The 5,948-nt window shown below is 30.1% G+C and carries 6 protein-coding genes; all 6 read left to right on the top strand.

The genetic code is table 11. The features are described from left to right. The first annotated feature begins 675 nt into the window (after positions 1-675). A complete protein-coding gene (locus BET03_RS09865) occupies positions 676-1,707 on the top strand; it encodes an HD-GYP domain-containing protein (protein WP_120169869.1) in 1,032 nt (343 codons plus the stop codon). Positions 1,708-2,304: 597 nt separating this feature from the next. After that, positions 2,305-2,727 (top strand): hypothetical protein, encoded by a 423-nt coding sequence (locus tag BET03_RS09860; RefSeq protein WP_120169867.1) that lies wholly within the window; start codon positions 2,305-2,307, stop codon positions 2,725-2,727. A 156-nt stretch (positions 2,728-2,883) separates the two neighbouring features. Continuing rightward, positions 2,884-3,840, top strand: coding sequence for a DUF1385 domain-containing protein (locus BET03_RS09855; RefSeq protein WP_120169865.1), 957 nt, complete (start codon positions 2,884-2,886; stop codon positions 3,838-3,840). Between the two features lie 2 nt (positions 3,841-3,842). Further along, complete coding sequence (gene prmC / locus BET03_RS09850) at positions 3,843-4,721, top strand: peptide chain release factor N(5)-glutamine methyltransferase (RefSeq protein ID WP_207666062.1); 879 nt, start codon at positions 3,843-3,845, stop codon at positions 4,719-4,721. Positions 4,722-4,738: 17 nt separating this feature from the next. Next, the gene (locus BET03_RS09845; RefSeq protein ID WP_120169861.1) at positions 4,739-5,290 is read left to right on the top strand and encodes a chromate transporter; all 552 of its coding nucleotides are present in this window, start codon (positions 4,739-4,741) and stop codon (positions 5,288-5,290) included. A gap of 5 nt (positions 5,291-5,295) precedes the next feature. Then, the gene (locus BET03_RS09840) at positions 5,296-5,814 is read left to right on the top strand and encodes a chromate transporter (RefSeq protein WP_120169859.1); all 519 of its coding nucleotides are present in this window, start codon (positions 5,296-5,298) and stop codon (positions 5,812-5,814) included. Positions 5,815-5,948 lie beyond the last annotated feature (134 nt).

The raw sequence follows: 5,948 nt of genomic DNA, 5'->3' as shown, positions 1-5,948 counted from the left end.
TTAGGGATTCCAGAGTACAAGGCATGGCAATTCGCTAATACCCGTAAGGGTTATTGGCGAATATCCAATAGTCCAATATTAAGTAAGACCCTGGATAACCAATACTGGATAAACCAAGGTCTTAAAACGCTTTCCATGCAGTACAGAAAACTGAACTTAGCCTAATGAACCGCCGTATACCGGACGGTACGTACGGTGGTGTGAGAGGACGGTAGATGAAATAATCATCTACCTCCTACTCGATTGTCTACAAAGTATACTTTAATGAATTGCTGAAACAGAGACAAATACTGTATTTAAGTACTATAAAAAATTTTGTAAGATAATAAAATAGAGTTGTAGAGGATGAAATCTTCTGCTGTATTAAAGGAGTGCTTAAGGCTTAGAAGCAATCGTTGAAGGGGAAATAGGTTCCCTTAGGGGAAAGGAGCTTTGCTCGTTTTTTTAATGGAAAAGTTATTAAATAATACCTACCTATTTTGTTAGAGTTGCCAATAATACATTATATCCCAGTGTATACAAAATAGACTGGACAATATTTTTATACTTAAAGACCTATTAAATAATCCTACATCAGTCTTAAAATTGAAAATTATGGAAATACCTCTAAGTTCTTTGATAAAATATAAATAAACAGGGGAAGTTAAGAGCTATAAAATCAAAGAAGGTGGTCCCATGGCTAAAATCTCTTTAAACCAAGTAAAGCCCGGTATGGTAATAATGAAAGATATAATAAGCAAAAAAAATGGACTAATGATATTGGCTGCTGGTAATGCATTAAATGAAAAATATATTAATTATTTAAAACAACAAGGAATAAAACAAGTTGATGTAGTTGCAAAAGATACTAATAATAAAAAAGAAGTTCCTGCAAAAGACGAAAATTTTATAGAAAAATATAATTCCTTACATAGTAAAACAAAGAAAATACTTAAAAATTTAAAAGTTGGGAAAAAAATTGTTATAAAAGAAGTAAGTGATGTAGTAGATGATATGATGGATGAACTAATGAAAATCAATAACATTTTTGGTAAACTTAATCAATTAAAAGAAAATAATGATTTTATTTACGACCATTGTGTAGTTGTGTCTATGTTAGCAACTATGGTTGGTAAATGGTTAAACTATTCAAAAAGTGAATTAAAGCAATTAGCTTATGCAGGTCTATTCCATGATATTGGTAAGATGAAGATATCAGAAGCTATTCTAAATAAAAGAGGGTTTTTGACAGAAGAAGAATCAAAATTTATTAAGAAACATCCAATATATGGCTACAATATTCTAAGTGAAACAGTTGGTATAAGTAAAAAAGTTGCCTTGGGAGTATTGCAGCATCACGAAAGGGAAAATGGAAGTGGTTATCCACTTGGTGTAACATCTGAAAAAATACATGAGTTTGCAAAAATAATTGCAATATGCGATATCTTCCATAATAAGATATACAAAAATAAAGAGTGTCCTTTTACAGTAGCTGAATATATTAATACCAAAAGCTTTGAAGTATTAGATCCTAGGATTTCAAAAGTCTTTTTAGATAATATAGCAAAGTTTTATGTTGGAAATACTGTAAAACTTAATGATGGTAAAGTAGGGAAAATCGTACTTGTTCATAAGGATATTCCAACTAGACCTATTATAAAGGTGGGGGAAAAATTTATAAACCTAAAGGAAGAGAAAAAATATAAAATAGTTAATATTTTAGATTGATTAAGGCGTCCGAAAAATTCGGACGCCTTAATTTGTAACAAAAACTTCCTTTGTTCATATACTGATATTAGCCTACTTAAAAAGGCAAAAAAAGGAATAAAGGAGGAAAGGCCGTGACAGAAAATAAAGGTATATTAGGTGGAATTTTTGGTGATGGTAATGAATCTCTACTATTCTTCTTCCTACTATTAGTTATATTATTCGGCGGATTTGGAAAGTACTAACCGAAGTATTAATAGCTAGTTTTTTTACATCAGTATAAGTCGTAAGGAGGTATATAAATGAGTGAAGGTGTTGGAAAAGGCAGATACGGATATGTTGACGAAAGCCTACTATTCTTTTTCCTACTTTTAGTTATATTCTTTATGCCTTATGGATATAAATATCATTAAAATTTAATTAATTTTATTTGGGGCTGATTTTTCAGCCCTTTCTTATTGCTTACTTTTATCATTGACTGAAAAAACAATTTCCAATAATTCACAAAACTAACTACTAACTAATAAATCAACGAAGTCGATTTTATTCTTGTAACATTATATAGACAAGCACATATCATATTATTGAGAAAAGTATTATTAAAAAGGGGGAAAAATGATGCCACAGGAATATAATAATAATCTAGCATATATGCTTAATAGGATAATGATGGGGGAAGAAGAATATAAGAAATTTGAAGAATTCATGGATGAATATGGAGACAAATCTGATGACTATCTTTATCGTGAAATTGAAAAAGTACAAGCAGAGGTTTCTAATGATCTGAAAAGACAGCATTTGAAAAATTTAGAGTATGTAGCTAAAATGGAAGGATTTGTAACAGATGAAACTAGGAGAAAAATTGAAAGGGTAAAAGGGATAATCAAGATAGATGAAGATGTAGAGTCAAGAAGTCCATACTATAGAAGACCATATTATTATAGAGGAGATTTCTTTAGAGGTTCAAGTCTATTGTTATGGTTCTTATTATTAACGTTGTTATTTAGACAAAGAAGATTTAGAAGACCATTTTTCTATTAAGAGTAAATTTTAAAATTGAGAGGCATTAGGTCTCTCAATTTTAATTTTACAATAGAATAACGAATAACTCCCTTCTTATACTGTTACTTTTTTTTTATTTACGTTATAATAAAATTATGTGTATAAAAGAAAATTAATAGAAAGAGTTGATGTAATATGAAAAAGATAAAGGATATAAGAAGAAAGCCTAAACATATAACAATGATAGGTGGTCAGGCCTTAATAGAAGGGGTTATGATGAAGGGTCCTAAAAATATTGCAATAGCTGTTAGGAAACCTGATGGAGATATAGATTTTAGTACACAGTCATTAAGAAAAGTAGGTTCAAAATATAAATTTTTAAAGCTGCCATTTATAAGGGGAAGTGTAGCTTTACTTGAAGCAATGGTGACGGGAGTAAAATCCCTAATGTACTCAGCACAGATTTGGGAAGTTGAAGAAGATGAGGAACCGGGAAGGTTTGAAAAATTCCTAGAAAAAATATTTAAGGATAAAGCAGAAGATGTAGCCATATACTTTTCCTTCTTTTTATCAATGCTTATAGCTGTATTTTTATTTATGTTAGGACCTTCTTTCCTTACTAATTTTTTAAAAACAAAGGTAGAAAACCATTTAGTTTTAAATATTATAGAAGGTGTAGTCAGAGTAGCCTTATTTTTAACGTATGTTATAGCAATATCAAGATTAGAAGATGTAAAAAGGGTTTTTCAGTACCATGGTGCAGAACATAAAGTGATACACTGTTATGAGAATATGGAAGAACTTACAGTAGAAAATGCTAAAAAATATACCACATTACATCCAAGATGTGGAACAAGCTTTATATTTATGGTAATGATAGTGAGCATATTAATATTTTCATTTTTTGGTTGGCCTAATCCTTTAGTAAGGGCCATGTTAAGGATAGTATTACTTCCAGTCATAGCTGGTATATCCTATGAGATAAATAGATATACAGGGAGAAGTACTAGCTATTTTGCATATGTTGTATCATACCCAGGGCTGTTGTTGCAGAAAATTACCACAAGCGAACCTGATGATTCACAATTAGAGGTTGCTATAGAAGCTTTAAAGGGAGTATTAGTTGAAGATAGGGAGGCTGACCGTTGGTAAAAATGACAATAAATGATCTACTCAAAAAGGGAATATATATATTATTAGAAAATAATATTTCTAATCCACAACTAGATGTAGAATTACTCTTAAGTTATACACTAAATGTTGATAAGGTATATATTTATACACATAGGGACGAAGAAGTTTCTAATGAATCTGTGGATAATTTTTTAAAACTTATTGATAGAAGAAAACAGGGATACCCCCTTCAATATATATTAAAAAAACAAGAATTTATGGGTTTAGACTTCTGTATAGAAGAGGGAGTATTAATACCTAGACAGGATACAGAAGTATTAGTAGAAAAAATTATAAATATCGTTAATAATGGTCATTTTAAGGATAGAAAAGTTATCAATATTGTGGATATTGGTGTAGGAAGTGGGGCTATTTCATTAAGTTTAGTTCACTATCTAGAAAAGGCTCATGTTTATTCTATTGATATAGACAATAAGGCTATAGAAATTACTAGAAAAAATTCTGTAAGATTAGGATTAGAAGATAAAATAACATTGTTAAAGGGAAATTTATTTAGTCCACTTACACCTCTAAACTTAGAGAACAAAATAGATATTATAGTATCAAATCCACCCTATATTCCATCACAGGATATAGATACTCTACAGGTAGAGGTTGCAAAATATGAACCTAGAAAAGCATTGGACGGGGGAATAGATGGACTAGACTTCTATAGAAAAATAATACCTGAAAGTATTAAATATTTAAGAAAAGATGGAGTTTTAGCCTTTGAGATAGGATATAATCAAGGAAATGAAGTGGCCAATTTAATAAAGGAAAGTGGTAGTTTTAAAGGTGTAGAAGTTATAAAAGATTTGGCAGGTTTAGATAGGGCAGTATTAGCCTATTGTAATAAGTAAATGAGGGAGCGAATATAATGCTTTTTAGGCTATTTATAACCTTTTTTAAAATTGGTGCATTTACCTTTGGTGGAGGATATGCAATGATTCCTCTAATTCAGACAGAGGTTGTTGATAAAAAGGAATGGCTTAGCAATGATGAGTTTTTGGATACTATAGCAGTAGCCCAGTCAGCCCCTGGAGCAGTTGCAGTAAATAGCTCTATATTTATTGGATATAAAATAGGGGGAATATTAGGTTCTATTGTCTGTATGTTGGGTGTAGTATTACCTTCTTTTTTTATAATACTTATAATATCTATGTTTTTATTTAAATATAGAAACAATAAAATAGTAGGAAAAGTTTTTTTAGGTATAAGACCTGCTGTTGTAGCACTTATATTTTCTGCTGTTTATAAAATAGTAAAAACATCAAAAATGAAAAGGAAATCTCTTATTATTTCATTATTGGCTTTGGTATCTATAGTATTTTTAAATATAAATCCTATATTCACTATACTATTTGGAGGAATTGGTTCAATTATTTATTTTAAACTACTAAATGGAAATGATATTAAAAATAAAGGGTGAAATTAATGATTTTGTTGAAACTCTTCCTTTCATTTTTTAAGATTGGAGCCTTTAGCTTCGGTGGAGGATATGCAATGTTGCCTCTTATTCAAGAGGAGGTTATTGAAAAGAATAATTGGCTTACAAGTAATGAGTTTATTGATATACTTGCTATATCTCAGATAACTCCAGGGCCTATAGCAATAAATAGTGCTACTTTTTTAGGGTATAGAATATCTGGAGTTTTAGGCTCAATTGTAGCTACTATTGCTGTGGTGATTCCATCTTTAATTATTATTCTTTTAATAGCACATTTCTTAAATAAATTTAAAGAGTCTAAATATGTAGAATGGACTTTTAAAGGTGTAAGACCAGTAGTTATAGGGCTTATAGCCTCTGCAGGTATTTTTGTTGCTAAAGATGCTATTATTGATATAAAAAGTTTATTTATAGCCTGTGGAGTATTTTACATAATTAATTTTAGAAGGGTTCATCCCATTTTAGCTTTAATAATAGCGGGAATAATAGGAGGGATACTCTATTAATTGTGAATTGTGAATTAGAATGAGTTAGTAGTTAGTTGGTAGTAGTTAGTAAAAATACAGTTGATAGCTCTTGATTCTTAGTTCCAGCTTTTTTAGCTAAGAGCTGAGAGCTAGGGACTATGAGCTGTTCTCTT

The organism is Thermohalobacter berrensis (genome assembly GCF_003609645.1).
GTDB lineage: Bacteria > Bacillota > Clostridia > Tissierellales > Thermohalobacteraceae > Thermohalobacter > Thermohalobacter berrensis.
This window is presented reverse-complemented; position numbering and strand designations above follow the sequence as displayed.